Here is a 25976-nt window from a genome sequence, read left to right on the forward strand (position 1 = left end):
CCGGTGGTCCGGGCGTCCCGGGTGGGCGTCCCGGTGGTCCGGGCGTCCCGGGTGGGCGTCCCGGTGGTCCGGGCGGCCCGGGTGGGCGTCCCGGTGGTCCGGGCGGCCGTCCGTCCTACCAGGGGCCGGGCTCCTACCAGGGCGCAGGGCGTCCCGGCCAGGGGCCGGTGCGTCCGACCGCGGCGCCTGGCACGGGAGTGCAGGCCTCGGCCTCGGCCTCGCCGATACCTCAGGGCCCCACCATCATGGTCGGCGGCGTGCCGCACGCTCAGGTGTCGCCCACGGGCGCGGCCCGTCCCACGGCGACCCAGGCCGTCGTCATCTCGCGCCCGCTCATCCAGGTGCGCCGCGTGACGCCCACGGCCGGTCAGGCCAAGCAGTACCCCATGGCGCCGGGCCGCACGGGCATCCCCGAGCGGCGTGAGTACAAGGTGGTTCCGGACCACCTGGGCCGCGGCCGCGAGCTGGTGGACGTCTCCAAGAACAAGGAGCGTGGCCAGCGCAAGCGCACCACCGGTGATACGCAGAGCGTGTCCAAGCAGGAACTGACGGACATGGTCTGGGGCCGCGTCACCATCCCCATCCGTGGCAAGAAGCGCAAGCCCACGAAGAAGGGCGCCAAGACGCAGATCACCCAGATGGCCGAGGAGAAGAAGGTCATCAAGCTGCAGGAGGGCATCTCCGTGTCCGACCTGGGCCAGCGCATGGGTGTGCGCAGCGCCGAGCTCATCAAGAAGCTGATGGGCATGGGGAAGATGGCCACGGCCAACCAGATGGTGGACGCGGACACCGCGGAGATGGTCGCTGGCGACTACGGCTGGAAGATCGACCGCGTCGGCTTCGAGGTGGAGGACTACCTGCCCGAGGTGGAGGTCCGTCCCGAGAACGAGCGTCCCCGTCCGCCGGTCGTCACCATCATGGGCCACGTCGACCACGGCAAGACGAGCCTCCTGGACGCCATCCGGAAGGCCAACGTCGCGATGGGCGAGGCGGGTGGCATCACCCAGCACATCGGCGCGTACAGCATCACCACCGCCCGGGGAGACGTGACGTTCCTCGACACGCCGGGCCACGAGGCCTTCACGTCCATGCGCGCCCGTGGCGCCGACGTGACGGACATCGTGGTGCTGGTGGTGGCGGCGGATGACGGCGTGATGCCCCAGACGGCGGAGGCCATCAAGCACGCGAAGGCGGCGGAGGTTCCCATCGTCGTCGCCATCAACAAGATCGACGTGCCGGGCGCGAACCTGGACCGCGTGAAGAAGGACCTGGCCACCCACGAGCTCGTGCCGGAAGAGTGGGGCGGGGAGACCATCATGGTTCCCGTCTCCGCGAAGACGAAGGAGAACCTGGAGCTCCTGCTGGAGAACCTGGCCCTCCAGGCCGAGGTGCTCGAGCTGACCTCCAACCCGAGCCGCCCGTCGGTGGGCGCCATCATCGAGGCCAAGCTGGACCGCGGCCGTGGCCCGGTCGCCACGGTGCTGGTGCAGGAAGGCACGCTGAAGCTGGGTGACGCCGTCGTCACCGGTTCGCACTACGGCCGCGTCCGCGCGATGACGAACAGCCGCGGCGAGCAGGTGAAGGAAGTGAAGCCGGGCTACTGCGCCGAGGTCGTCGGCCTGTCCGGTGTGCCGAGCGCGGGTGACGCCATCAACGTGGTGGCGGACGAGAAGGCGGCCAAGCAGATCGCCGAGCACCGCAACATGAAGGAGCGGCAGACCGAGCTGTCCAAGGTCAGCCGCGAGTCCCTGGAGCAGCTGTTCGCCAAGACGAAGGCGGGCGGCGGTCCCAAGGAGCTGCGCGTCGTCATCAAGGCGGACGTGCAGGGCTCGGCCGAGGCCGTCAAGCAGGCCGTCCAGAAGCTCGCCACCCACAAGGTCAAGGTGGAGGTGGTCCACTCCGGCGTGGGCGCCATCACCGAAGGTGACGTGATGCGGGCGGCGGCCTCCAAGGGCGTCGTGCTGGGCTTCAACGTCAACCCGGAGTCCGGGGCGGAGGCCGCGGCCAAGGCCCAGGAAGTGGTGCTCAAGAGCTACTCCATCATCTACGAGCTCATCGACGGGGTTCGGTTGGAGATGGAGGGCCTGCTGGAGCCCATCCGCACCGAGCGCAAGCTGGGCCGTGCGGAGGTGCGCAACACCTTCAACGTGCCGCGGCTGGGCACCATCGCTGGTGCGGCGGTGCTGGACGGTGTCATGAAGCGCGGCGCCTTCGTCCGTCTCATGCGCGAGAACAAGCAGCTGTTCTCCGGGAAGATGGCGTCGCTGCGGCGCTTCAAGGACGACGTCAAGGAAGTCGCTCAGGGCTTCGAGTGCGGTATCGGCATCGAGAGCTTCAACGACCTCAAGCCGGGCGACATCATCGAGGCCTACGAGATCGAAGAGACTCGGCAGAGCCTCTCCTAGTTGCAGGAGAGCCCCGGCGCCTCCCTGAAACCCTGGGAAGACCCCATCTTCCCAGGGTGCTGATGCCCGGGTTGCCTCCGCCGTCGGGCGGGGCTACCCGTGGCAATGGGGGACTTTTATGTTCGTAGGTGTCGCACGCCTCACCCTGCAGATTCCGGACAGCGGCTCGCTGAAGTCCAAGCGGCAGGTGCTCCGCCGGGTGACGGACCGGCTCAAGGCCCGCTTCAACGTGGCGGTGGCCGAGGTCGATGACCAGGACCTCTGGCAGAAGGCCTCGCTGGCGCTCGCGGTGGTGGGCAACGAGCGTCGCCACGTGGACGAGCAGTTGGAGAAGGTCATCCACTTCGTCGAGGAGATGTATGTCGCCCCGCTGTTGTCGCGGGAGACGGAAATCCTCGGCTTCGGGGACCAGCTCTTCGCGGGTGGCCAGGCGGCCTCGCGAGGTTCCTTCTCGGCGCGGGCCGTGGATGAGGGCGCGGAGGCGTTGGACCTTTCCCCGGAGCAGGCGGCGGCGCAGTCGGAGGCCGCCATTGCCCGCTTCCTGCGCGGCGAGCGTGGCTCGCTCGCGGAGGCGGAGGGGTTGGGAGAGTGGGAAAGCCGCCATGAAGGCGGCATGGACGGCGGCACGGGCCGCCCGTCTCCGTCGAGCGGTGGACGGATGACGTTCGACGAGGCGCGGGCTCGGGCCCGCTCCCTGCGCAACCCGCGAGACTGGGAGAAGAAATGACGACGCATTCCCGACCGGAGCGCGTGGGGCAGGAAATCCAGGCGGCCATTGGTGACTTGCTCACCCGGGGCATGCTGAGGGACCCGCGCATCGGCTTCATCACCATCACCGGCGTGAAGGTCTCCCCGGACCTTCGCGTGGCCCGTGTCTTCTATTCGATGATGGGCAGCGAGCAGGAGCGGGCGGACACGCAGCAGGGCCTGGAAGCCGCCAAGGGCTTCGTGCGCCGCGAGGTGACGTCCGCCGTCAACCTGCGCGTGTCGCCGGAAATCTACTTCTCCTTCGACGAATCGGTGGGTGAAGGTGACAAGATTGACCGGCTGCTGCGCGAGGTCCGCAACAAGGAAGGCTGGTAGGTCCAGCCCCGGGCCTCCACGATTGGCGTGCCATGGACGGCGTCCTCGTCATTGACAAGCCCACCGGCCCCACGTCGTTCGACGTGGTCCGCCAGGTGCGTTCGCTGCTTCGCCTGAAGAAGGTGGGCCACACGGGGACGCTGGACCCGCTGGCCACCGGAGTGCTGCCGCTCTGCCTGGGGGAAGCCACCAAGGTCGCGGGCTTCATCACCGAGGGCGACAAGGCCTACGACGCCACGGTGCGTCTGGGCTCGGAGACGGACACCCTGGACGCGCAAGGGCAGGTGACGGCGCAGGCGCCCGTGCCGGCGCTGACGCCCGCCTTGATTGAGGCCGCGCTGGCGCGCTTCCGGGGCACCTTCGACCAGATTCCGCCCATGTATTCGGCGGTCAAGGTGGGTGGGAAGCGGCTCTACGAGCTGGCCCGTGCGGGCGAGGAAGTGGAGCGCGCCGCCCGCCAGGTGACGGTGTACGAGCTGGTGCTGCGGGACTTCTCCGCGGAGCGCCTGCAGCTGTCGGTGCGCTGCTCCAAGGGCTTCTTCGTGCGCACCCTGGCCCAGGAGGTGGGCCGGGCGCTGGGCTGTGGAGCCCACCTGGAGGCGCTGCGGCGTACCGCCAGTGGTCCCTTCTCCCTGGCGCAGGCGCTGCCGCTGGCGGACGTGCCGACGCTGCTGAAGGAGGGCGCGCTGGCCAGCCGGCTGATGACCATGTCGCATGCGCTGGTGGAGCTGCCGGAGGTGCGGGTGAGCGCCGCCGACGCCAGGCGCGTCTCCCACGGCGTCCCGGTGGAGGTCCCCGCTGGGAAGGCCGGACGGGTGCGCGTCATGGGCCCGGACGACGCGTTGCTGGCGGTGGCCGAAGTGGCGGGTGGCCGCCTGCGCTACCTGCGCGTCCTGGTGTAACGCCGGGATTTTTCGTGGGGTTGTGGCTGTACGTCTCCTCACGGTCCCGGACTTTCCGGGGCTGGCGGGCAGGCGTCGATGGTTGACCCCACGGGGGGTGAAGCTTATAAGCCCCCCCGCTCGTTAGAAGGATGCACCCGGTCTGTACCCCTCCGCGGACCGTGGTGACGCGAGCAGCAACCTCCACCGGAGCGGGCAAGGAAGAGCCTCATGTCGCTGCACCAGGAGCGTAAGTCGGAGCTGGTGTCGAAGTTCCGGACCCACGAGTCGGACACGGGTTCCCCCGAGGTCCAGGTGGCGCTGCTGTCCGAGCGCATCACCATGCTCACCGAGCACTTCAAGACGCACAAGAAGGACCACCACTCCCGCCGCGGTCTGCTGAAGTTGGTCGGTCAGCGCCGCCGCCTGCTGGACTACCTGAAGTCCAAGGACGTCGCGCGGTACAAGAAGCTCATCGACGGCCTCGGCATCCGCAAGTAGGCAGTTGAGCAGGACCCGGGGCGCTGGCAGAAACCAGCGCCCCGCGCGTTTAAGACGTAGGCAGTCATGCAGTGAAGTGAAGCAGTCGAAGCGCGGTGGGTGGAGGCGGGCAAGGGAGTGGTGGCTGCGGAGGTTTTGGTTTCCGTTCGGAGGGGCTGACTGCGGTCGGCCCCTGCGACCAGGGATCAAAAGTTCCGAGACATCCCTCCGGCGCTCCGCAAGCGCCCTCCGCAGTACATGCTGGCGGTTGCCTCAACTGGCGCCTGTCTTGAGGCCCTGGTGACCGCTCAAACACCCCGAGGACCCTCCCGGGGTGCCGGGTCCATTTCTCGGACCGGGTGCGCGCGGTGGGGTCTTCGCCCTGACGAATCCAGAGGCACGGACATGTTGAAGAAGAGCGTCAAGATTGGCGAGAGCGAGCTGAGCATTGAAGTGGGCCGTCTGGCGAAGCAGGCCGACGGTTCCGTGGTGGTTCGCTATGGCGACACCATGCTGCTGGTGACGGCGGTGAGCGCCCGGGAGAAGAAGGACATCGACTTCCTCCCCCTGACGGTGGAGTACCAGGAGAAGCTGTATTCGGCTGGCCGCATCCCCGGCAGCTACTTCAAGCGCGAGGGTCGCCTCACGGAGAAGGAGACGCTGACCAGCCGCCTGATTGACCGCTCCTGCCGCCCGCTCTTCCCCGAAGGCTACGCGTACGAGACGCAGGTCATCGCCAGCGTCATCTCCTCCGACCCGGAGAACGAGGGTGACATCCACGGCCTCACCGGCGCCTCCGCGGCGTTGTGGGCGTCGGACATCCCGTTTGATGGCCCCATCGCCGGTATCCGCGTGGGCCGCGTCGGCGGTCAGCTGGTGGCCAACCCCACCGCGAAGCAGCGTGAGCAGAGTGACCTGGACCTGATCATGGCGGTGAGCCGCAAGGCCATCGTCATGGTGGAGGGTGGCGCGGAGGAGGTCTCCGAGGCCGACATGGTCGCGGCGCTCGACTTCGGCTTCACGGCGGCGCAGCCCGCGCTGGACCTGCAGGACGAGCTGCGGCGCGAGCTGAAGAAGCAGGTCCGCGCCTTCGACAAGCCCGCCGCCGTGGACGAGGGCCTGCGCGCCAAGGTGCGCGAGCTGGCCATGGACGGCATCAAGGCGGGCTACGGCATCAAGGAGAAGGGCGCGCGCTACGAGTCGCTCGGCAAGACGAAGAAGGAGACGCTCGCCAGGCTCAAGGAGCAGCTGGGCGACGGCTACACCCCGGTGGTGGAGAAGCACGCCAAGTCGGTGGTGGAGGACCTGAAGTACGAGCACATGCGCGAGATGACGGTCAACGGTGGCCGCATCGGCGACCGTGGCCACGACGTGGTCCGTCAGATTACGTGCGAGGTGGGCGTGCTCCCGCGCACCCACGGCAGCGCGGTCTTCACGCGCGGCGAGACGCAGGCGCTCGTGGTCGCCACGCTGGGCACCAGCGATGACGAGCAGCGCCTGGAGATGCTGGGTGGCATGGCGTTCAAGCGCTTCATGCTGCACTACAACTTCCCGCCGTTCAGCGTGAACGAGACGAAGCCGCTGCGTGGCCCGGGCCGCCGTGAAGTCGGCCACGGTGCGCTGGCGGAGCGCGCGCTGCGCAACATGATTCCGAAGAGCGAGTCCTTCCCGTACACGGTGCGCCTGGTGTCGGACATCCTGGAGTCCAACGGCTCCTCGTCCATGGCCTCCGTCTGCGGCGGCACGCTGGCGCTGATGGACGCGGGTGTTCCGCTCAAGGCCCCGGTGGCCGGTATCGCCATGGGTCTGGTGAAGGAGGGCGACAAGATTGCCATCCTCTCCGACATCCTCGGTGACGAGGACCACCTGGGCGACATGGACTTCAAGGTGTGCGGCACCTCGAAGGGCATCACGTCCATCCAGATGGACATCAAGATTACCGGCCTCACGACGGAGATCATGAGCCGCGCCCTGGAGCAGGCGCGTCAGGGCCGCCTCCACATCCTGGGGGAGATGCTCAAGACGCTGGCCGAGTCCCGCAAGGAAATCAGCCAGTACGCGCCGCGCATCACCACCATCCAGATTCGTCCCGAGTTCATCAAGAACGTCATCGGGCCGGGCGGCAAGGTCATCAAGGACATCATCGCCCGCACCGGTGCCGCGATTAACATCGAGGACTCGGGCCGCGTGGACATCGCCAGCGCGAACGGCGACGCCGTGAAGGCCGCCATCGCGATGATTCAGGCGCTGACCCGCGAGGCCGAAATCGGGAAGATCTACACGGGCACGGTGCGCAAGATCGCCGAGTTCGGCGCCTTCGTGGAGCTGTTCCCGGGCACCGACGGCCTCATCCACATCTCCGAGCTGTCCGACAAGCGCGTCAAGAGCGTCTCCGACGTGCTGAACGAGGGCGACGAGGTGCTGGTGAAGGTCGTCAGCATCGACAAGACGGGCAAGATTCGCCTGTCGCGCAAGGAGGCCATGGCGGAGCGGACCGCGCAGCAGGGTGCCGCCGCCGCGGGTGAGGCCGCCGCGCAGCCGGCGCCCGCGCCCACGCAGCCGGACGCCAAGGCCTAGTGCCCGAAAGCCCGGGCTCCCTCACGGGGCGCCCGGCGCTCATGACGCCCCCTTCCGCCACCGCGCGGGAGGGGGTGTTTTCGTTTCGGGCCGGGGTGGCTTAGACACTTCCAGACGGGCCGTGCGTTGAGGAGCGAGCCCCAGCCGCAAGGAGGCTGTTTGCCACCTCGACCACCGCCCGCCTCGTCGTCCACGCCCTTCCTGGCGGACGTCTCCCGTTTCCTGGGGGCCTTCCGCTGGGCGTTCATGCCGCTGGGGCTGGTCGCGTTGGTGGCGGTGGGGGTGCACTCGGCGGCGGACACGCTGGATGAACGGCTGCTGGCGCTGGTGGACCGGGTGGACGCGGGCTTCGACGCGCTCGTGGGTCGCTCTTCGCTGACGGCGCCCCTGGTGGAGTGGGTGTCGCTGGAGCAGCGCACCCGGATCGCGCGCTTCCTCGCGCTCGCGTGGGAGCTGGCGGCGGACGTGGTGCTGGCGCTGCCCGCGCTGGGCTACCGCGAGGCGGCCGCACCGGTTCCAACGGAGGCGTGGCGCGCGGTGCTGGAGCCCCAGCAGGCCGCGCGTCCGACGTGGAGGCAGCTGTGGTCGCGGTGTCTGCGCAAGCCCACGCCCATGCGGTGGCTGCGGCCTCTCGCGACGGCGGCCGTGGTGCTGGCGGGCGCGTGCGCGGTGGCCAGGCTCATCCAGGGCTCGGTGTACCTCTCCTGGCGTGAGCTCTTCGGGGACGGCGCGGCGGACGTGGCGGCCCGGGTGCTGGCGGTGGCCTCGCTGGTGGGCGTCCTGGTTTCGCTCGGGTGGCGCGCGGTGCTGCGCAACCTTCAACACGCGGACGCGGTGTGTGAGGAAGCCGGGGGCAGGGCGGCCTTGCGGCGCGGGCTCTTGGGCTGCGCGGTGGTGGTGCCGCTGGCCGTGGCGGCAGTGGTGGATGCGACGCCCTTGCTGTCTTTCTTCCGGTAGGTGCCCATGTTCCCGCGCCAGGCGAAAGGACTGCTGGACTTCTGCATGGCGGCGCTGTGCTTGTGGGCCGCGTACCACCACACGCCCGCGGGCGCGCTGGTGCGCAAGGCCACGGCGTGGGCCACGGGGACGCGCAGCACCGCACGGCCCTTGCTCGCGTACTACGACGGCGTCAGTGGCACCTCGTTGTCAACGCCGCTGGTGGCTCCCGACGTGCCCCTGTCGCGGGCCCTCACGGATGCGGAGGCCCTGGCCTGGGGAACCCACCTGGCGCTCAAGGGCGCACAGGTGCGAGCCCGCCAGCCCGCGCTGGAGCTGGCCGCGGAGTTGGGCGTCCCCGCCGCGTCGCTGTTGGACCCGCAGACGGGCCCGGCGGCCGCGCGCAGCCTGCACACGGCGCTGGCCAAGGACTTTCCAGGAGAGGAGGCCCGGCTCACGGCGCTCTTCGCGGGCCGAGTCCCCGCGCGCTACGCGCTGGAGCGGGTGGCGGCGGAGGGTGGGGCGCCCACGCTGGAGCGCCTGTCGGGGCAGCTCCCGCCGGGCTTCGAGGACGCCTCCGTGGGCGCCGCACAGGCCCTGGCGCTGGCCACCGCCTTCGGGCTGGCGTGGCCCGTCCATGAGAGCGCGCGTGTGACGAGTCCCTTCGGCGAGCGCTTCCACCCGGTGCTGGGGCGCCGGAAGCTGCACACCGGCGTGGACCTGGGCGTGCCGGTGGGGACGCCCGTGGTGGCGGTGGCGGACGGCGTCGTGCGGCGTGCCAGCGAGGACGCCGTGAATGGCCGCGTGCTGGTGGTGGACCACGGGCGGGGCGTGACGACGGCGTACTGTCACAACTCGGAGCTGCTGGTGAAGGTGGGGCAGCGCGTGCGCCGGGGCGAGCGGGTGGCGCACTCGGGCAACACGGGCCGCTCCACCGGCCCCCACCTGCACTACCAACTGGAGCTGGCGGCGCGGCCCATGGACCCGCTGAAGTTCCGCACCGCCTTGCGGTCCGTGGCGAAGGGCGCCGCGCCATGAGGCCTGACGCTCCAGGTTGTCACGCCGCCGTGGCACGAGGCGGCGGCAGCTGTGTTAGTCCCAGCGCATGTCTTCCCCCCTCACGGTGAAGGTGCGCCGCGTGCGCACCCATGCGGAGCCCCTGCCACTTCCCCGCTACGAGACGGCACAGGCCGCGGGCCTGGACCTGCGCGCGGACATCGACGGGGAGCGGGTGCTGGGGCCCCTGGAGCGGCTGGCGGTGCCCACCGGGCTCGCGCTCGCGCTACCCGCTGGGTACGAAGGGCAGGTGCGTCCGCGCTCGGGCCTGGCGCTGCGGCATGGCGTCACCCTCCTCAACGCGCCGGGGACGGTGGACGCGGATTACCGGGGAGAGGTGCAGGTCATCCTCGTCAACCTCTCCAACGAGCCCTTCACCCTGCGTCGGGGCGACCGCGTGGCCCAGCTGGTGGTGGCCGCCGTGCCACCCGTCGCCCTCCAGGAGGTGGAGGTACTGGAGGAAACCTCCCGGGGTGGAAATGGCTTCGGGTCCACGGGCCGCTAGTCGCTGACTTCCGCGCTCGGCGTTCCTTGATGACAGGGGAGCGTGCAGAATAAGAGGCTGGGCCTTCCCCCGAGGTGGCCCCCCGACTGCCTCCTGGAGTACGCCAGCTTTGCTCTGCTACCGCTGCGGCAGCCTCGTTCCTGCCTCCCAAGACACCTGTCCCACCTGTGGGCTGAAGCACGATGCCGCGGCGCGTCCTCCCGCCGGGGCGGCTCGCCGGCGCAACGCGGACGGCGCACCCTACAAGCCAGGGGACGTCGTCGCCGGCCGCTACGCCATCCAGGAAGTGGTGGGCTCCGGGCCCATGGGCTTCGTCTTCCGGGCCCTGGACGAGGAGATTGACGTCGAAGTGGCGCTCAAGGCCGTGCACCCGCGACTGGTGCAGCAGCCCGAGGAGCGCATGCAGTTTTCGCTGTCCATGCGCGTGGCCAAGAAGCTCAGCCATCCGAACCTCCTGCGCGTGTACGAGGAGGGCGTGGATGGGGACCGGCCCTTCATCACCCTACAGCTGCTGGAGGGCATGACGCTGCGCCGGATGCTGGAGCAGCGCACCGCGCGGGGGCAGCTCTTCTCGCTGAAGGAAGTGGAGCCGCTGCTGTCGCAGATGGCGGCGGCCCTGGACGCGGCGCACCGCTTCGGGCCGCACTCCGACCTCAAGCCGGAGAACGTCATCGTCCTGCCGGACCTGCTCAAGGTGACGGACTACGGCCTGGGCCTGGCCGTGCCACACCTGCCCTTCGTGCAGGCCCAGAAGGGGCAGCGCGCGGACGTCTACATCGCGCCGGAGTACGTGGGCGGGGGCGAGCTGGACACGCGCATGGACGTGTACTCGCTCGCGGTCATCGTGGGGGAACTGCTCACCGGGCTCGTGCCCGAGGACGGCGTCATCCCCGGCCTGACGATGCACCACCCGGACCTGCCGACCTCCATCGAGGCGCTGTACCGGCGCGCGCTCAACTTCAACCCGCTGGCCCGTCCGAAGACGGCGGGTGAGCTCCTCACCGAGTTCTCCAATATCCTGGCGCGCACGCCGGCCGCGGTGGTGTCGCGCGCGCGGAGCCTCCCGGCCCCTCCGGGCTCGTCGGCCGCGAACACCGCGAGGCAGGCGGCGAGGCCTCCGCCTCCGGTGCCCACGGGCATGCTCCCGGCCGTGCAGGAGGAGGACCTGCCTCCGCCGCCCGGGGTCGCCGCGCCCAAGCCGCCCGCGCCCATCCCGGACCTGCCGCCGCCGGTGGATGCCACGCAGCCGCTGGACGCGGCGTCGCTGGCCGCCATCATGGGCCGAGGCAAGCCCGCGTCTGCGTCCGCGCCGCAGCACCTGACGGAGCAGGCGCTGCCCTTCATCGCGCCGCCCGTCGCCGCGAAGGCGGCACCTTCGGCGCAGGGAAGCGCTTCGCGGCCCGTGTCGTCTCCGCCCGTGCCCTCCCGCTCCGCGCCGGCGCGGAAGGACTCCGAGGACACCAGCGCGCGTGGCGCCGCGTCCGCGCAGGAGTCCGAGGCCGCGCTGAGCCGCTCCGCCGCGCCCACGCAGGTGGACGCCCCCGCGGTGACGGATGGCCGCTCCAGCGCGATGACCCTGGACGAGGCGCCCGCGGTGCCCACGGGCCGCCCCGCCGCGCCCACGCTGGACGCCGCGCCCGCGGTGGGCCGCTCCCGTTCACGGGCTCGCGACGGCGCGCAGAACGAGGCGTCGTCTCGTTCGAGCGAAGGCGGTGCCGAGGACACCGGCAGCCGTGGCCGCGGCCGTGCCTCCGAGGACTCCGGTGTTCGCACCCGCCGCCGGGGTTCGGAGGTGTCGGACCCGGGCGCTCGCTCCGGCGCGAAGCGGAGTGAGCCGTCGGAAGGCTCCAGCGCTCGCGCCGCGCCGCGCGGAGCGGTGCTCACCAGGTCCGCCACGCGCGCGGCGAAGCCCCAGCGTTCGATGCTGAGGCTGGCGCTGCTCGTCCTCGGCTGCCTGGCGTTGGGCGCGGGCGGGGGCTTCCTGGCCATCAAGGCGCTGCAGAAGTCCGGAGGGCAGGGGGCTCGTGGCGAGGCGCCTGCTGCCGGGGCTGGTGGCGCGGCCGCGGTGGCGGCGCCCGTGGGGGGATGTCCCGCGGGCATGCGGCTGGTGAGTGGCGGGGCCTTCAAGATGGGCCGGAGCGACGACGACGCACTGGCCAGCCCGGACGAGCGCCCCGTCGCGAGCATCCAGGTGTCTTCCTTCTGCGTGGATGAGTACGAGTTCCCCAACCAGGCTGGCGCGGCGCCGAAGGTGGCCGTGGCCTGGGAAGAGGCGCGGGGCGCGTGCGAGCGCGAGGGCAAGCGGCTCTGCACGGAAGAGGAATGGGAGAAGGCATGCAAGGGCCCTGGCAACTCGCGGTTCCCCTTCGGCGAGGAGCAGGCCGTGGGCGCGTGCAACACCGCGGCGGCCTCGGGGGGACTGGCGGTCTCCGGGCGCTTCGCGCGGTGCAAGTCGGGCTACGCGGTGATGGACCTGGCGGGCAACGCGGCGGAGTGGACGTCCACCCGCTTGGACGGCCAGGGCTACGCGCTGAAGGGCGGCGCCTTCGACCAGCCGGACCCGGCGTCACGCTGCTCGGCGCGGAGCAACGGCGTGCCCACGGAGCGCTCGAACGCGGTGGGCTTCCGCTGCTGCGCGAGCGTGCGGCAATGAAGGGCTGCGTCGTCGCGCTCCTCGTCGCGCTGCTGCCGGCGGTGGCCGTGGCGCAGCAGCCGGCCCGTCCCCGCGTGGTGGCGGTGAAGTCCGCCCACCTGGCGCCGTATGCCTCCGTCATCGCCGGGTTCGCGGCGGAGGCTCGGGCGGAGGTGCAGGAGGTCATGCTGGACGAAAGCGCGGGCGCGGCCGCGCGGCTCTTCAAGAAGCTGGCGGCGCAGAAGCCCGCGCTGGTGCTGGCCCTGGGTCCCCTGGCCGCCAACGCCGCACGGCGCTCGCTGGGCGAGGACGTGCCCGTCCTCTTCGCCATGGTGCCCTACTACGAGAAGTACGGGCTGGATGGCGCCAACGTCACCGGCATCTCCCTCACCAGCGACATGGGGCCGGAGCTGGAGGCGCTGAAGGCCATGTCGCCGAAGGTGAAGCGCGTGGGCATCCTGCATGACCCGCGGTTCTCGGCGGGGACGGTGACGCAGGCCCGCGCGGCGGCGGCCTCGAAGGGCATGTCCATCCTCCCGCTGGAGATGAAGGCGGGGGGCCGGGCGGAGAAGGCGTTGGACGGCGCGGTGGGCAAGGTGGACGCGCTGCTGATGGTGGCGGACAAGACGGTGGGCAACGCGGCGGTCGTCCAGGCGCTCATCGCCTTCGCGACGGCGCACCGGGTGCCGCTGGCCGCGTTGACGCCCAGCCAGGTGAAGGAAGGGGCCACGCTGGCGCTCTCGCCCAGTCCCACGGCCATTGGCCAGCAGGCCGGGCGGCTGGCCAACCGCATCATCCACGAGAAGGTGAATCCAGGAGCGCTGGCGGTGGTTCAGCCCGAGGGGCTGGACTTGTCTCTCAATCTCACCGCCGCCAGGAAGTTGGGTCCGTCCTCCGACGCCGTGCTGGAACTCCTCCGGCTCGCGGCGCGGCGGGACTTTGCCGTGAAGGTCTACGAGTGATTCCGCGATACAGCCGTCAGGAGATGTCCTCCCTCTGGTCCGATGAGGCCCGTTACAGTCGTTGGCGCGACGTGGAGCTCGCCGCCCTGGAGGGCATGGTGGAGGCCGGGCTTGCGCCCCGCGAGGCGCTGCGGGACTGCCTTGCTCGCGCGGGCGACTTCACGCCCGAGGACGCGGCGAAAATCGAGGAGATTGAGCGCACCACCAAGCACGACGTCATCGCCTTCCTCACCTTCATGGAGGAGCGGGTGGGGCCCAGCGCGCGCTGGCTGCACCTGGGCATGACGTCGTCGGACGTGCTGGACACGTCGCTGGCGCTCACGCTGCGCGACGCGCTGGAGCTCATCCTGAAGGATGTGGACCGCGTCATGGCCGCGGTGGAGAAGCGCGCCTTCGAGCACAAGCACACGCTGCAGATGGGCCGCAGCCACGGCATCCACGCGGAGCCCATCACCTTCGGCCACAAGCTGGCCATCTGGTACGACGAGCTGCGCCGCGCCCGCACGCGCCTGGAGCACGCGCGTGAGAGCATCGCCGTGGGGAAGATTTCCGGCGCGGTGGGCACCTTCGCGCACCTGCCACCAGCAGTGGAGGAGCACGTCTGCCGCAAGCTGGGCCTCAAGCCCGCGCCGGCCTCCAGCCAGGTGGTGCAGCGGGACAGGCACGCGGAGTTCTTCACCGCGCTGGCGCTGCTGGGCTCGAGCATCGAGAAGTTCGCCGTGGAGATTCGCCACCTCCAGCGCACGGAGGTGCGTGAGGCGGAGGAGCCCTTCACCGCGGGACAGAAGGGCTCCAGCGCCATGCCGCACAAGCGCAACCCGATTCTGTCGGAGAACCTCACCGGCCTGGCGCGCCTGCTGCGCGGCTACGCGGTGAGCGCCATGGAGGACGTGGCGCTGTGGCACGAGCGGGACATCTCCCACTCCTCCGTGGAGCGCGTCATCGGCCCGGACGCCACCATCCTCGCGGACTTCATGCTCATCCGCTTCGCGCGGCTGATGGAGGACCTGCGCGTCTACCCGGAGCAGATGAAGAAGAACCTGGACCTGCTGGGCGGCGTGGTGAACTCGCAGCGCCTCTTGTTGGAGCTGGCGCGCAAGGGCATGGACCGGCAGGCCGCCTACGTCATCGTCCAGCGCAACGCGATGAAGCTGTACGAGGAAGGACTCGACTTCCGGCAGGCCCTGCTCGCGGACGAGGACCTGCGGAAGATGATGACGCCCGAGGAGATTTCCGACTGCTTCTCCCCGGGCTACCACACGCGCCACATGGACGACGTCTTCCAGCGCGTCTTCGGCCGGAGCGCGTAGGCGCCCCGTGCCGGTGCCGGAGGGGGGCTACTTCAGGTAGCCCTTCTCACGCAGGTTGCGCTCGATGCGGGCCTTCACGTCGCCCGGCTCCAGCGTCAGCGTCGTGCCCGTAATCTGCTCGTAGGCGGCCACGTACTTCGCGGCCAGGTCCACGCGCACCTCATCGGGGATGGGCGGCGGCGTGCCCTGGCCGGAGAAGCTCCGCTCGCGGATGAGCCACTGGCGGATGTTCTCCTTGTCCAGCATGCGCTGCGCTTCGCCCTTCGCGAAGCGCGCCTCGTACTCGTCGGCCACCCAGTAGCGGCTGGAGTCCGGGGTGTGCATCTCGTCGATGACGTAGAGCGTGTCGCCCACCTTGCCGAACTCGTACTTGGTGTCCACGAGGATGAGGCCTCGCGTGCGCGCCCACCGCTGCCCTTCGGCGAAGAGGCCCAGCGCGGCCTCGGAGATGCGCGCCCAGTCACGCGGCGTGGCCAGCCCTCGCGCCAGCAGCGCCTGTTCGGAGATGGGCTCGTCGTGCAGGCCGTACTCCGCCTTGGTGGACGGGGTGATGATGGGGGCGGGGAAGGGCTCGTCCTTGCGCAGGCCGTCCGGGAAGGGCAGGCCGTAGGCGGTGTGCGCGCCCTTCTGGTAGTCGCGCCACAGGCTGCCGGTGAGGTAGCCGCGCACCACCACCTCCACGGCGAAGGGCTGACAGGCGCGCGCCACGGTGACGTTGGCGTCGGGCACGTCCAGCACGTGATTGGGGACGATGTGCTTCGTGCGCTCGAACCAGAAGGCAGAGAGCCGGTTGAGCACCTCGCCCTTGAAGGGGATGGTGGTGAGGATGTGGTCGAACGCGGACAGGCGGTCCGTCGTCACCAGGATGAGCCGGTCATCCTGCCGGTACGTCTCGCGAACCTTGCCACGGTAGTGCTGGCCGAGCGCGGGCAGGTCCGTCTGCTGGAGGGTGAGGGGAAGCTGCGCGTGAAGTGCGGAGGTATTCACTGTCGCCTCGCGGCCCCTCTCTCGCGGGAAGGGCGAGAGGCAACAGGGCCTGACTTGAGGCGCGCGACTCTACTGGAGCGAAGCGGGCAGGGAAGAAGGACCGTACGCCGCTGCCAGGTAGAGGAAAGCTGGGTTGATGCGCAGGATTCCATCCACGTAAGCGACCGCGTACGGCGCGCCCGACGCCCGGTCCACCTGCACCGCGCTGTCCGGCGCGATGCCCCAGTGGGCGAGCAGCGTGCGGGCCACCAGCTCCGCGGCTTCACGCTCGGAGAGGCCCTGGAGGCCCTCGCGGCGGTCATCCGGCCAACGCTCTCCGCCAGACTCGAACACCAGCTCCAAGGGCGCGCCCGCGTCGGGGGCCTGGAACAGGTCCATCTTCGGGTCGAAGCCCGGCGCGGCGAGCAGCTCGCCCTGACGGCTGACGGGGAAGAGGACCAGGGCCTGGGCTGCTTGCCCGGCTTCAACGACGGACTGCCGGGCCACCTCGCGGAAGAGCTCCAGCCGCGTCGACGAAGACTCGAACTCGAGGAACTCCGGCGGATTGGTGAGGGCCTGCCGCGCGCTCACCGTGGCACGGACAGGTGCACCGACCTCACCACAGGCGGTGAGGACCGTCACGAGAGAGAGGAGCAACCCAGGGAGCCAGCGACGCATCAACGGGGAATATACCGATCTGCTTCGGGATCAACCAGCTAAACTCAGCGCATGCGGCCAGGGGAGCAGCTTACCGTTGTCCTTCATCAGACGCGTTCCACCGACAACCTCGGCGCCGTGGCCAGAATCATGGCCAACTTCGGGTACTCACGACTGATTTTGTCCGAGCCGGTGCTGAAGTCCATCGAGGGCGCGGAGCGTCTCGCGGTCAAGAGTGACTTCGTCCTGCGGGGCATGGAGGTGATGTCCGACCTGGGCGAAGCGCTGAAGGACTGCGTGTACGCGGTGGGCACGACTTCTCGTACCCAGCTCAAGGGCCGCACCGTGCTGACGCCAGAGGAGGCCATGCAGCGGCTGGCGGAGGAGAGCGTGCGCGGACGCGTGGCGCTCGTCTTCGGCGGCGAGCAGCGGGGCATGTCCGACGAAGACCTGGCGCGGTGCACGGACGTGCTCGCGATTCCCACGTCGGCGGTGCAGCCGTCCATGAACCTGGCGCAGTCGTCAGCGGTGCTGCTGTACCTCTGCCACCGTCAGGGGCTCATGCCCACGGCCGCGGTGGAGGAGGCGCCGGGGGCGAAGCTGGGCACGCTGGGGGCGCTGGCGAAGCGGATGCGGGACGTCATGCTGCGCGCGGAGTTCCTCAACCCGCAGGCGCCGCAGCATGTGCTGAACGAGCTGGAGCAGACGTTGATGCGAGCGCGGCTGACCCAGCGCGAGGCGGAGCTGTGGCTCACGGCCTTCAAGCACCTGGAGCGCGCGGTGACGCGGGGCGCCTCTCCCTGAGGAAGAGGCCACCCCGGCGCCGACGGCGAGTCGCGGGCTACGCCGCGTCCTTCTTGAAGGCCTCGCCGTGGTGCTTCTCACACAGGCCGGCCTTGAACGTCTTCACGCGGCACTCCGGCTTGGAGCAGGTGCGGTAACGGCTGTGCGGCAGGTCGCCCTGGCGCCACTGCTTGTAGTGGAAGTAGCAGTAGTTCTTGGCGCGGTAGGGGCGCTTGCAGCCCTCCACGGTGCACGCCTTCTTGCCATTGCTCTTGGCGAAACGCGGCCAACTGGTGCGCTTCGGGGTCGTCTGGGCCTCGGCCATTGCGAAACTCTCCTGCGAAACGATGCGAAGTCGCGGCGCCACACCGAGGTGGACCCGCCGCAAGGGTACGGAAAAAGGCGCACTGTCTAGCGCCCATGCCCCCCGAACGCAAGGAGCCCGGGAAGCCAGGGGGCCGCGGCGGGCCCGCTCCGGACTTCAGGGCGCGGGGGCGTCTTGTCCAGAACCCCCTGTCCCGGGGCCTGCTTCCCCCGAGGGCGGGGCCGCCTGGCGGCTCTTCGAGCGGGGCACCGGCGACAGCAGGTCGTCCAGCACCGGCTGAGGGGCCCCCGCGTGCCGCCCGGGCCCGGTGCTGGCCATGGTGGGCGGGGGCGCCTCCTCGGAGGGCATCTCGTCCAGCTTGAGGGTCAGCTTCATCGGGCGCCCCAGCCGGTGGACCTGGAACTTCACGTCACGGCCCACGCCCCGGGCGGCCACCTGCCAGCGCAGCGCATGCGCCCGGCGCACGCTCCGCTGGTCCACCCTGACGATGACGTCGCCCACCTGCAGGCCCGCGCGCTCGGCCGGACCGCCTTCGACGATGTCCGTCACCACCACCCCTCGGCCGCGCCGCAGGTTGAAGGCCTCGGCCACCTCGGGCGAGAAGTCCTGCACGCTCATGCCCAGCCACCCGCGGCGCACGCGGCCGTGGGCCTTGAGGTGCGGAATCACCGTCTTCGCGATGTCGATGGGGATGGCGAAGCCGATGCCCTGGCCCGCCACGTTGACGGCGTTGGCCACCGCCACCACGTCGCCGTGCAGGTCCAACACCGGCCCGCCGGAGTTGCCCGGGTTGATGGAGGCGTCCATCTGCATGTAGTCGAAGTCGCCGTCGCGCCCGTTGGGCGTCACGTCCGTGCGGCCCATGTAGCTGACCACGCCCACCGTCACCGAGTGCGCCAGCCCGAACGGGTTGCCGATGACGACAATCCAGTCCGCCGAGCGCACGTGTGACGCGGAGGCCAGCTTCAGCACGGGCAGCTTGCGGGGCGCGGCGATTTTCAGCAGCGCGCAGTCGGTGCGGGCGTCCTCGCCCACGATGATGGCCTCGAACTCCTCCACGTAGCCACGCGGGTGCAGGACGGAGACGATGACCTCCGCCGCGCCCTCCACCACGTGCGCGCTGGTGAGGACGTAGCCGTCCGGATGGATGATGAAGCCGGAGCCGATGCCCTTCTGCGCGTCTTCTCCAGCGGCGGCGGCCTGCATGTCGGCGGCCTGCTGCGTGGTGATGGACACCACGGAGGGCATGGCGCGCCGGGCGACGTCGCTCAGCGTGGAGCGTTGCTTCTGGAGCGCGCGGTTCTGCGACTCCACCCACAGCCGGTTTCGCTCGCGGCCGGTGGCTTGCGCTGGCAGCACCAGCGCGCACACCAGCGTGGCGAACAGGATGACACTCTTGCCTCGCGCCCTGCCCATGGCCCCGCCTCCACCCCGACCATCCGCCTTCGGTGCAACCTAAGGAGGCGGGAAGGCCAGGGGAAGCGGGCCCGACGGCGGACTACTTCTTCTGCGCGATGATGCGGTTCACCGCTGCACGGTCCTCGGCGCTGATGCGCTCACGAGGCGACGAATCCTTGTTTCCGGCGACGGCGTCCTTGGCGTCCTCGTACGCGTCCTCCAGCCCGTCCTTGAGCCGATCCACCGCGGCCGGGTTCACCGAGCGGCTCCACGCCCGCTCCATGTGGTTCAGCGGCGTGCGGCCATCCACCTTGCCCGAAGCCAGGAAGACGCCGAGCCCCACCGCACAGCACGTCCAGACGATGAACTTCAATGCGTTCACGCTCACAGCCTCCTACCTCTTCGTACATCAAGAAGGCGGGCGTGGCCAGTTTCCGACCGCGGCGGTGTCCAATGCGCTGACAGCGCGGGGTGGGCCCTTTAATGTCCGCGCGCTTGCAACCCGAAGAACTCTTTCAGGCGGCCCGTGAGCGGGCGGCGCAGCTGGACGTAGGGCGTGGCGACGCGGCGGTGGAGCGGGTGCGCGCGGCGGCCTCGGCCCTCTTCGTCCGTATCCCCGAACCGCCGGTGTACCGCCGCGCGGAGGACCCTTCCCGCAAGGCCGCCCAGGCCCTGCTCCCCGAAGTCGAGCGGGTGCTGGCGGAGGCGCTGGCCGCGGGGCGGGATGGCTCGGCGGTGGCCCCGCTGGAGAAGCTGGTGGCCGCGCTGCTGGCCCACGGCGAGGCGCTCTGCCACACGGCGGCCGGACGGCTGGAGGCGGCGGAGACGGCCTGGCGCCGGGCGCAGGAGCTGGAGCGCGCCGCGCACCCGACGCGCCACCTGGTGACGTCGCCGCCGCGTCCGCCGCCGGTGTTCGACAAGGGCTCGCGCGTGTCGCGTTATGACCCGCGCAACGCGCCCCAGGCGGGCGTGAAGCTGGTGTGTCCGAACATGGGCTGCAAGCGGGTAGGGGACTACGCGTTCCTCACCAGCCACGCCTACAACCGCTTCATCTGCCCGGTCTGCCGCACGCCCTTCCTGGCGTACTTCGGCGAGCTGCGCGGGCTGGAGGTGGAGGTCGGCCGCAGCTCCAAGCGGTACTTCTTCACGGTGGACGAGGTCGGCACCACGGGCAGCACGCGCATCGAGTTCGAGGAGGCCAGCGGCCAGGAGTTCCCCTCGGCGCGGCGCGACCTGCTGGCCTTCATCTACACGGAGGCGCGCGAGCTGAAGGCGGTGGTGAACCTCACCAACCAGCGGCTCATGTGGGTGAGCCCGGCGTCCTCGTGCTTCGTGGCCACGGTGGCGTTCGGCGACGGCGCGCCGGAGCTCGTGGCCTTCCGCGCCTACCGCGACGACGTGCTGCGGAAGAGCGCGCCGGGCCGGGTGTTCATCCGGGGCTACTATCGGTGGGGCCCTGACGTGGCGGCGTGGGTGTCGCGGCGTCCGGTGGCCCGTGAGGGTGTGCGGTGGGCGCTGCGGCGGGTGCATGGCCGCCTGACGAGGAGTGGATTCCAGTGACGGAAAGCATCGGGGCTCCGCCTCCGGCCCCGGAGAAGGCGGGCGCCGGAACGAAGGTGGTGCTGGGGCTGTTGGGGGCGCTCGGCGTGGGCGGCGTGGTGTACCTGGGCGTGCTGGAGGCGCAGCGGGCCCGGCTGGTGCCGGATGGGACGTCCGCGCCGTCCATGGAGATGGCGCGCCATGGCGGCGGCACGCTGAAGCTGGAGGACCTGAAGGGCCAGGTGGTGATGCTGGACTTCTGGGCCACCTGGTGCCCGCCGTGCCGGGAGGAGATGCCGGCGCTGGTGAAGCTGGCCAAGGAGTACGAGCCGCAGGGGCTCGTCTTCGTCGCGGCCAGCCGGGATGACGGCGACCGCGCGCCCAGGCTGGTGGAGGCCTTCATGCGCAACCACCTGCCGGACCTGGCGCCGTACGTGGTGTACGCGGACGACGACGTGGCGCGGGCCTTCCAGGTCAGCGCGCTGCCGACGCTCTACTTCCTGGACCGCGAGGGCAAGGTGATGGACGCGCAGCGAGGCGCGCTGTCCGAGGACGGCATCCGCCGCCGCATCGAGCGCGCGCTCAAGCAGCCCTGAGCCACGCCGCCCTTCCGCCTCAGGGCTTCTTTTCTGGGGGCGCGGCCGGGACGACGGTCTCCTTCTTCTCCGTCTCCACCTCCGAGCGAACGAGCCGGAAGTCGACGCGCCGGTTCTTCGCGCGGCCCAGCGCCGTGTCGTTGGTGGCAATCGGGTTGTTGAAGCCGAAGCCCTTGGAGCTGAGGCGCTTGCGCGCGATGCCCTTGGCCACCAGGTAGTCGAGCACGGACTTCGCGCGGCGGTCGGACAGGCCCATGTTGAGGGCGCGCGAGCCGCGGTTGTCGGTGTGGCCTTCGATGAGCACGGGGCCCAGCGTCGGGTTCTTCCGCAGCACCGTCGCCACCTCGTCCAGCAGCGGGTAGGAGCGCTTCTGGATGACGGCGGAGCCCGTCTCGAAGAGCACGTTGCCCTTGATGCGGATGCGGTCCGATTCAACGACGACGTAGGGCGGTGAGTCGAACGGGCAGCCGTTGTTCTCCGGCGGGCCGAACTCCTCGGGGCAGTCGTCCTCGTTGTCGGGCACCTCGTCGCCGTCGGTGTCCGGGCAGCCGTCGTAGTCCTTCGGGCCGGGCTGGTACGGGCACTTGTCGAGCGGGTCGGGGATGCCGTCACCGTCCGCGTCGTTCTCGTCCTCCGGGCAGCCCTTGTTGGACTTGGGGCCCGGCTTGTCGACGCAGGCGTCCTCGCCGTCGACGACGCCGTCGCCGTCCGTGTCGTGGTTCGGGTCCGGGCAGCCCTTGGTGTGCTTGGGGCCCTTCTCGTTGGCGCAGCCGTCCTCGCCGTCCGGAATCCCGTCGCCGTCGTTGTCCGGGTCGGGGCAGCCGTCGCCGTCCTGGAAGCCGTCCTTGTCCTCGGGCTCGTTGGGGCAGCGGTCGCGGATGTCGGGCACGCCGTCGCCGTCCGAGTCGACGAACGTCTCGTCGTAGCGCACCGCGAACATCACCCGCAGGGCCTCGCGGCCGTAGCCGCTGGACAGGTTGATGCCGCGGCCGACGTTCAGCTCCATGCCCCAGTTGCCCCAGACCTTCGCGCGGGCGCCCACCAGCGCCTCCCACGGCGTCTTGAGCGTGTCGGCCTGGTCGAAGTTGAAGGGGCGCACCAGCGGGGTGCCCAGGTGCATCTCCGCCACGGCCTCCACGTCCGTGAAGCGGCCCATGTTGGGCAGCTCGGCGATGGCGCCGGCGCCCAGCGTCAGCTCGTCATCGACGAGCAGGTTGAGGTACTGCGCATGGGGCCGCAGCCGCACACCCACGTTGCCGAGCACGCGAACGGGCACGGGGAGGAAGGTGAACCGCTGCTCCAGCGCGACGCGAGGCGCCCAGAGCACGCCGCGCTCGCCGGTGAAGCTGGAGGCGCTGCCGGTGGGCAGCCGGACCTCGGCGACGAGCGACACGCCCACCGGGAACGTCTCCCGGTCCAGCAGGTGGACGCGCGGCAGCAGGCGGATGTCGCCCAGCGTGGTGCGGCCCACGCCCGCGGCGCCCGGGAAGTTGGGGGCGTCCAGCGCGTCACGCAGCAACTGGAAGTTGTCACCCTGGAGCAGCGTGACGGGCAGGTCCACCGCCAGCTCCAGGCGCTCATGGAGCTGATAGGCGAACAGCAGGTGCGCATCGAGCCGGTAGGGCAGCAGGTCGCCCAGCTTCTCGTCGCCCAGCTTCAGGGAGAGGATGCGCCAGTTGAAGTCGAACAGGAGCGCCGCGCGGAAGCTGCCAACGGGCAGCGCGTTGCTCGTTCCTTCCAGCGCGATACCGCTGTGCTGGGCCGCGGTGGCCTTGACGGGAACGGCGTCGAACCCGCGGGCGAACGGGTCGTGGTCGGCGTGCGCAGCCACCGAGGCCAGCAGCAGGCCCAGGACGGCGAGTCGGGTGGCTGAGCCACGCAAGCTGATGCCTCGCATGTTTCAGGCTCTTAGCACCCGACTCCGGGGGGTGGAAGGAAATGACCCACCCCCCGGCACTGTTGATTACAGCCGGGTGTTATTTCTCCATGAACTGCTGCGCGGGGATGACCTGGATGGCCTCCGGGCGCAGGGGCAGCTTGGACGAGGAGATGGCCTGGTCCTGCGTCAGCAGCGCCTCCGGCTTGGGGGACGCGTAGGTGATGGGCGACGGCGCGCCGGAGCGCAGCGCCTGGGCAAGCCCCTCCGCGTCCTCGGTGACGAAGGCGAAGTTGAGGGCCTCGGGCTGCACGCGGCGGCGGAGCGCCTCCTGGACGGACTTCGGCGTCATCTTCGACATGGCCTGGCGGTACTGCTCCAGGAAGTCGGGCGTGCCGTAGAAGCGCCCGTCAATGGCGTAGCCCAGCCGGCGCTGGTCCGTCTGTTCCCACAGGCGGGTGTAGCCCTGGAGGAAGCCGCGCATCAGCTCGAAGCGCTCCTGGGGGATGCCCTCCTTCACCATCTGGTCCAGGAAGAACACCGCGCCGCGCGTGGCGAACACGCCGTGGGTGGGCACCACCGGCCGAATCCACAGGGACAGGTCCTGCTGGGTGCGCGCGATGTTGGTGCGGTTGTATGTGGTGCCGGGCGACTCGATGAAGTGCTCGGCGTAGGCGTAGTCGCCGTAGTTGAGGCCGCGCTTCTCGCGCAGCTCGGTGAAGAGCACGCCAATGAACTGACGGTGCTCGCCCAGGTTGGACATGGCGAAGGCCACCGGGAAGAAGTCCGGGTCGCCGCGGCGGATGGTGCTGACGAAGCCCATGCTGACGGCGGTGGAGAGCGTGGGCTTCTGGATGATGACGGTGCGGCCGGCCGTCGTCGGCACGGCGGGCAGCGCCACGCGCGGCGCGCCCTTCGCGGGCAGCGCGGACAGGCGCGAGCGGAGCGTCTGCGCGAGCGCTTCATCCACCGCGCCCGCCAGGCCGATGACGAGCCTGTCCTGCGTGAAGACGCGCTGGGCGTGGGCCTTCACGTCCTCCAACGTCATCGCCTTCAGCCCCTGCACGGTGCCGCCGGTGAAGTGCGCGTAGGGGTGGCCCTCGTAGATGAGCGCGTCCAGCGCGACCTTGCCCAGCGCCTCGTCGTTGGCGCTGCGCAGGCCGTTCTCCACGTCGCTGATGGCGTTGGCGCGCAGGCGCTCCAACTCGGCGGCGTCCAGGCGCGGGGCCAGGAGCACGTCGGTGAAGAGGTCCTGGAAGCGCGCCAGGAAGTCCTTGTGGACGCGGCCGGAGAACGTCGTGAACTCCTTGTCCACGAAGACGTCCAGCTCCGCGGCCATGGGGTACAGGGCCTCCAGGAGCTGCGAGGAGGTGAGCTGCTGCGTGCCGCCCTCCGCCATGAGCCGCGCGGTGAGGGCGGTGAGGCCCTCCTTGCCCTTCGGGTCGTCCACGGAGCCGGTGTGGAAGACGAGCCGGAAGGAGACGATGGGGGTGTCCGGCCGCGCCAGGACGACCAGCTCCATGGGCTCGGGCTGGCGCAGCGGCGTCGCGGGCACGGCCTCCGGGCGCGCGGGCGGCGGGGCGGGCTCGGGCGCCGCGGCCTGGGCGGGCGCCGGCGCCTTCTCAGCGGGAGGCGGCGCCTGGGGCGTGGTGGCGCAGCCGGCGAGCCCCAGCAGGGCGGTGAGGGACAGGAGTGCTCGGGTCTTCATCACTTCGTCCCTCCCTGGGCGTCCGTCTTGGGGGTGAGGCTGAGCAGGATGAACTTGTTGGCGGTGAGGTAGCGCTTGGTGAAGTCGGACAGCTGCGCGGGCGTCACCCTGGGCAGGCTCTGCAGGTGGCGCTGGAAACCGTCGGGCGAGCCGGTGACGCCGGCGTACCAGCCGAGCTGGATGCCCACGTCACGAGGCGTCTCCAGGGCCATGAGCGCGCCGTAGCGGGCGTGGTCCTGGATGGCCTTGAGGCGCGCGGCGTCCACGCGGCCAGCGGCGAGCCGGCTGACCTCCTGGAGCAGCGTCTTGCGCACGGCGGCGCGGTGGCGCTCATCCTTGAGGGTGGCGGTGAGGGTGAAGAGGTGCGGGTCGCGGTGCTCGGCGTAGTCGCTGCCAATGGACTCCACGAGCTGCTTGTCCAGCACCAGCCGCTTGTAGGCGGGGCTGGTGGGGCCGGCCAGGTAGTCCACGAGGAGCGTCTGGATGGCGGCGTCTTCCGGGCTGGTGCCGGCGCCGGGCGTGCGCCACGCAATCACCAGCCGGGGCTGCGTGGGCTGCGGCCAGTCGATGTGGGCGGTGCGAGCCCCCTGCTGGGGCGGCTCGGCGGGGACGGTGACCTGGGCGGCCTTGCGATTCCACGGGCCGTAGTGCTGGCGGACCTGCTCCATGACCTGGGCGTCGTCGAAGTCGCCGATGATGAAGAGCAGGGTGTTGTCGGGGGTGTACCAGCGCTCGAAGAAGGTGCGGCTGTACGCATAGGCCTGGGGCATCGCCTGGATGTCCTTGTAGAAGCCCATGGTGGTGTGTTGGTACGTGTGGCGGGTGAAGGCCGCGGCGTTGAGCTCCTCCTCCATCTTGAGGAAGGGGGCGGCGGCGTTCTTGTGGTACTCGCCGAGCACGGCGAGCGCCTCCGTCTGGAAGGACGGCTCGCTGTACTCCAGGTTCCGGAAGCGGTCCGCCTCGATTTCGATGAGCTGGGGCAGGCCGGCGGTGGGTCCGTAGGAGTAGTAGAGGGTGATGTCGTCGGTGGTGAAGGCGTTGTCGTCGTAGCCGAAGTTCCCGAGGATGCGCTCGCGCTCGCCTTCCGGGTGTGTCTTCGTGCCCTTGAACATCATGTGCTCGAAGAAGTGGGCGAAGCCGGTACGGCCGGGCTCCACCTCGTTGCGCGAGCCCACGCGGACCACGGTGACGTAGGCGATGATGCCGCGGGACGGGTAGGGCACGCGGACCACGGTGAGGCCGTTGGGCAGGGTGTCCGTCTGGAGGGTGTACGGGAAGGCGTCCGACGCCGGGGTGGGGGC

23 protein-coding genes are annotated in these 25976 nt (G+C 70.4%); 15 read left to right on the forward strand and 8 right to left on the reverse strand.

Annotated elements, in window-relative coordinates; all coding sequences use genetic code 11:
• The 12 genes from infB to purB all read left to right on the forward strand — a co-directional run.
• Positions 1-2405 (forward strand): translation initiation factor IF-2 (infB, locus tag HV824_RS25475; protein ID WP_255208334.1); only part of this gene is annotated, 2405 nt, incomplete at its 5' end.
• A 118-nt stretch (positions 2406-2523) separates the two neighbouring features.
• Positions 2524-3132, forward strand: coding sequence for a DUF503 domain-containing protein (locus tag HV824_RS25480; protein WP_176417410.1), 609 nt, complete (start codon positions 2524-2526; stop codon positions 3130-3132).
• Complete coding sequence (gene rbfA / locus HV824_RS25485; RefSeq protein ID WP_176417411.1) at positions 3129-3488, forward strand: 30S ribosome-binding factor RbfA; 360 nt, start codon at positions 3129-3131, stop codon at positions 3486-3488. The genes HV824_RS25480 and rbfA overlap by 4 nt, the downstream gene beginning before the upstream one ends.
• A 32-nt stretch (positions 3489-3520) precedes the next feature.
• The gene (gene truB / locus HV824_RS25490; protein ID WP_176417412.1) at positions 3521-4390 is read left to right on the forward strand and encodes a tRNA pseudouridine(55) synthase TruB; all 870 of its coding nucleotides are present in this window, start codon (positions 3521-3523) and stop codon (positions 4388-4390) included.
• Positions 4391-4600: 210 nt separating this feature from the next.
• Positions 4601-4870 (forward strand): 30S ribosomal protein S15, encoded by a 270-nt coding sequence (rpsO, locus tag HV824_RS25495; RefSeq protein WP_011552156.1) that lies wholly within the window; start codon positions 4601-4603, stop codon positions 4868-4870.
• 384 nt (positions 4871-5254) lie between these two features.
• Positions 5255-7426 (forward strand): polyribonucleotide nucleotidyltransferase, encoded by a 2172-nt coding sequence (pnp, locus tag HV824_RS25500; RefSeq protein ID WP_176417413.1) that lies wholly within the window; start codon positions 5255-5257, stop codon positions 7424-7426.
• A 159-nt stretch (positions 7427-7585) separates the two neighbouring features.
• Entirely contained in the window at positions 7586-8383 is a 798-nt protein-coding gene (locus HV824_RS25505; protein WP_176424453.1) for a hypothetical protein, read from the forward strand.
• Between the two features lie 6 nt (positions 8384-8389).
• Complete coding sequence (locus tag HV824_RS25510) at positions 8390-9400, forward strand: M23 family metallopeptidase (RefSeq protein ID WP_176424454.1); 1011 nt, start codon at positions 8390-8392, stop codon at positions 9398-9400.
• A gap of 67 nt (positions 9401-9467) precedes the next feature.
• Positions 9468-9923 carry a dUTP diphosphatase gene (gene dut / locus HV824_RS25515; protein WP_176424455.1) on the forward strand — a complete coding sequence of 152 codons (456 nt, stop codon included), beginning with the start codon at positions 9468-9470 and terminating at the stop codon, positions 9921-9923.
• A 109-nt stretch (positions 9924-10032) separates the two neighbouring features.
• Positions 10033-12576 (forward strand): bifunctional serine/threonine-protein kinase/formylglycine-generating enzyme family protein, encoded by a 2544-nt coding sequence (locus HV824_RS25520; protein ID WP_176424456.1) that lies wholly within the window; start codon positions 10033-10035, stop codon positions 12574-12576.
• Positions 12573-13517 (forward strand): ABC transporter substrate-binding protein, encoded by a 945-nt coding sequence (locus tag HV824_RS25525; protein ID WP_176417418.1) that lies wholly within the window; start codon positions 12573-12575, stop codon positions 13515-13517. Before HV824_RS25520 ends, HV824_RS25525 begins: the two co-directional genes overlap by 4 nt.
• A complete protein-coding gene (gene purB / locus HV824_RS25530) occupies positions 13514-14827 on the forward strand; it encodes an adenylosuccinate lyase (RefSeq protein WP_176417419.1) in 1314 nt (437 codons plus the stop codon). Before HV824_RS25525 ends, purB begins: the two co-directional genes overlap by 4 nt.
• 27 nt (positions 14828-14854) lie before the next feature.
• Here the strand turns inward: purB and HV824_RS25535 are convergent, their stop codons facing one another.
• Complete coding sequence (locus HV824_RS25535; protein ID WP_176424457.1) at positions 14855-15814, reverse strand: phosphoribosylaminoimidazolesuccinocarboxamide synthase; 960 nt, start codon at positions 15812-15814, stop codon at positions 14855-14857.
• A gap of 69 nt (positions 15815-15883) precedes the next feature.
• Positions 15884-16471: a hypothetical protein gene (locus HV824_RS25540; RefSeq protein WP_176417421.1), complete on the reverse strand. Its 588-nt coding sequence runs from the start codon at positions 16469-16471 to the stop codon at positions 15884-15886.
• Positions 16472-16522: 51 nt separating this feature from the next.
• On the opposite strand from HV824_RS25540, the gene HV824_RS25545 reads away from it, so the two are divergent.
• A complete protein-coding gene (locus HV824_RS25545) occupies positions 16523-17254 on the forward strand; it encodes an RNA methyltransferase (protein ID WP_176424458.1) in 732 nt (243 codons plus the stop codon).
• A 37-nt stretch (positions 17255-17291) separates the two neighbouring features.
• Here the strand turns inward: HV824_RS25545 and HV824_RS25550 are convergent, their stop codons facing one another.
• The 3 genes from HV824_RS25550 to HV824_RS25560 all read right to left on the reverse strand — a co-directional run bounded on the left by HV824_RS25550 (position 17292) and on the right by HV824_RS25560 (position 19344).
• Positions 17292-17558, reverse strand: coding sequence for a vegetative protein (locus HV824_RS25550; RefSeq protein WP_163782665.1), 267 nt, complete (start codon positions 17556-17558; stop codon positions 17292-17294).
• 156 nt (positions 17559-17714) lie between these two features.
• Positions 17715-18974, reverse strand: coding sequence for a trypsin-like peptidase domain-containing protein (locus HV824_RS25555; protein ID WP_176424459.1), 1260 nt, complete (start codon positions 18972-18974; stop codon positions 17715-17717).
• Between the two features lie 82 nt (positions 18975-19056).
• Positions 19057-19344 (reverse strand): hypothetical protein, encoded by a 288-nt coding sequence (locus HV824_RS25560; protein WP_176417424.1) that lies wholly within the window; start codon positions 19342-19344, stop codon positions 19057-19059.
• Between the two features lie 95 nt (positions 19345-19439).
• Between HV824_RS25560 and HV824_RS25565 the strand changes: the two genes are divergently transcribed.
• Together HV824_RS25565 and HV824_RS25570 are read left to right on the forward strand one after the other, a co-directional pair.
• On the forward strand, positions 19440-20516 hold the full coding sequence (locus HV824_RS25565) for a CFI-box-CTERM domain-containing protein (RefSeq protein WP_176417425.1): 1077 nt from the start codon (positions 19440-19442) through the stop codon (positions 20514-20516).
• Entirely contained in the window at positions 20513-21091 is a 579-nt protein-coding gene (locus HV824_RS25570; RefSeq protein ID WP_176417426.1) for a TlpA disulfide reductase family protein, read from the forward strand. The genes HV824_RS25565 and HV824_RS25570 overlap by 4 nt, the downstream gene beginning before the upstream one ends.
• A gap of 19 nt (positions 21092-21110) precedes the next feature.
• On the opposite strand, the gene HV824_RS25575 is transcribed toward HV824_RS25570, so the two are convergent.
• The 3 genes from HV824_RS25575 to HV824_RS25585 all read right to left on the reverse strand — a co-directional run.
• Positions 21111-22988: an OmpA family protein gene (locus HV824_RS25575; RefSeq protein ID WP_176417427.1), complete on the reverse strand. Its 1878-nt coding sequence runs from the start codon at positions 22986-22988 to the stop codon at positions 21111-21113.
• Between the two features lie 79 nt (positions 22989-23067).
• A complete protein-coding gene (locus HV824_RS25580) occupies positions 23068-24675 on the reverse strand; it encodes a pitrilysin family protein (RefSeq protein ID WP_176424460.1) in 1608 nt (535 codons plus the stop codon).
• A partial coding sequence (locus tag HV824_RS25585) for a pitrilysin family protein (protein WP_176424461.1) occupies positions 24675-25976 on the reverse strand: 1302 nt, incomplete at its 5' end. The genes HV824_RS25585 and HV824_RS25580, both read right to left, overlap by 1 nt.

The sequence above is a fragment of the Myxococcus sp. AM009 genome (genome assembly GCF_013372605.1).
Taxonomy (GTDB): domain Bacteria; phylum Myxococcota; class Myxococcia; order Myxococcales; family Myxococcaceae; genus Myxococcus; species Myxococcus vastator.

Excerpts from the sequence above, each read along its gene's own strand:
- HV824_RS25480 (WP_176417410.1), top strand. The coding sequence starts at position 2,524 with ATGTTCGTAGGTGTCGCACGCCTCACCCTGCAGATTCCGGACAGCGGC.
- rbfA (WP_176417411.1), top strand. The coding sequence starts at position 3,129 with ATGACGACGCATTCCCGACCGGAGCGCGTGGGGCAGGAAATCCAGGCG.
- truB (WP_176417412.1), top strand. The coding sequence starts at position 3,521 with ATGGACGGCGTCCTCGTCATTGACAAGCCCACCGGCCCCACGTCGTTC.
- rpsO (WP_011552156.1), top strand. The coding sequence starts at position 4,601 with ATGTCGCTGCACCAGGAGCGTAAGTCGGAGCTGGTGTCGAAGTTCCGG.
- pnp (WP_176417413.1), top strand. The coding sequence starts at position 5,255 with ATGTTGAAGAAGAGCGTCAAGATTGGCGAGAGCGAGCTGAGCATTGAA.
- HV824_RS25510 (WP_176424454.1), top strand. The coding sequence starts at position 8,390 with ATGTTCCCGCGCCAGGCGAAAGGACTGCTGGACTTCTGCATGGCGGCG.
- dut (WP_176424455.1), top strand. The coding sequence starts at position 9,468 with ATGTCTTCCCCCCTCACGGTGAAGGTGCGCCGCGTGCGCACCCATGCG.
- HV824_RS25525 (WP_176417418.1), top strand. The coding sequence starts at position 12,573 with ATGAAGGGCTGCGTCGTCGCGCTCCTCGTCGCGCTGCTGCCGGCGGTG.
- HV824_RS25540 (WP_176417421.1), bottom strand. The coding sequence starts at position 16,471 with ATGCGTCGCTGGCTCCCTGGGTTGCTCCTCTCTCTCGTGACGGTCCTC.
- HV824_RS25545 (WP_176424458.1), top strand. The coding sequence starts at position 16,523 with ATGCGGCCAGGGGAGCAGCTTACCGTTGTCCTTCATCAGACGCGTTCC.
- HV824_RS25550 (WP_163782665.1), bottom strand. The coding sequence starts at position 17,558 with ATGGCCGAGGCCCAGACGACCCCGAAGCGCACCAGTTGGCCGCGTTTC.
- HV824_RS25555 (WP_176424459.1), bottom strand. The coding sequence starts at position 18,974 with ATGGGCAGGGCGCGAGGCAAGAGTGTCATCCTGTTCGCCACGCTGGTG.
- HV824_RS25565 (WP_176417425.1), top strand. The coding sequence starts at position 19,440 with ATGTCCGCGCGCTTGCAACCCGAAGAACTCTTTCAGGCGGCCCGTGAG.
- HV824_RS25575 (WP_176417427.1), bottom strand. The coding sequence starts at position 22,988 with ATGCGAGGCATCAGCTTGCGTGGCTCAGCCACCCGACTCGCCGTCCTG.
- HV824_RS25580 (WP_176424460.1), bottom strand. The coding sequence starts at position 24,675 with ATGAAGACCCGAGCACTCCTGTCCCTCACCGCCCTGCTGGGGCTCGCC.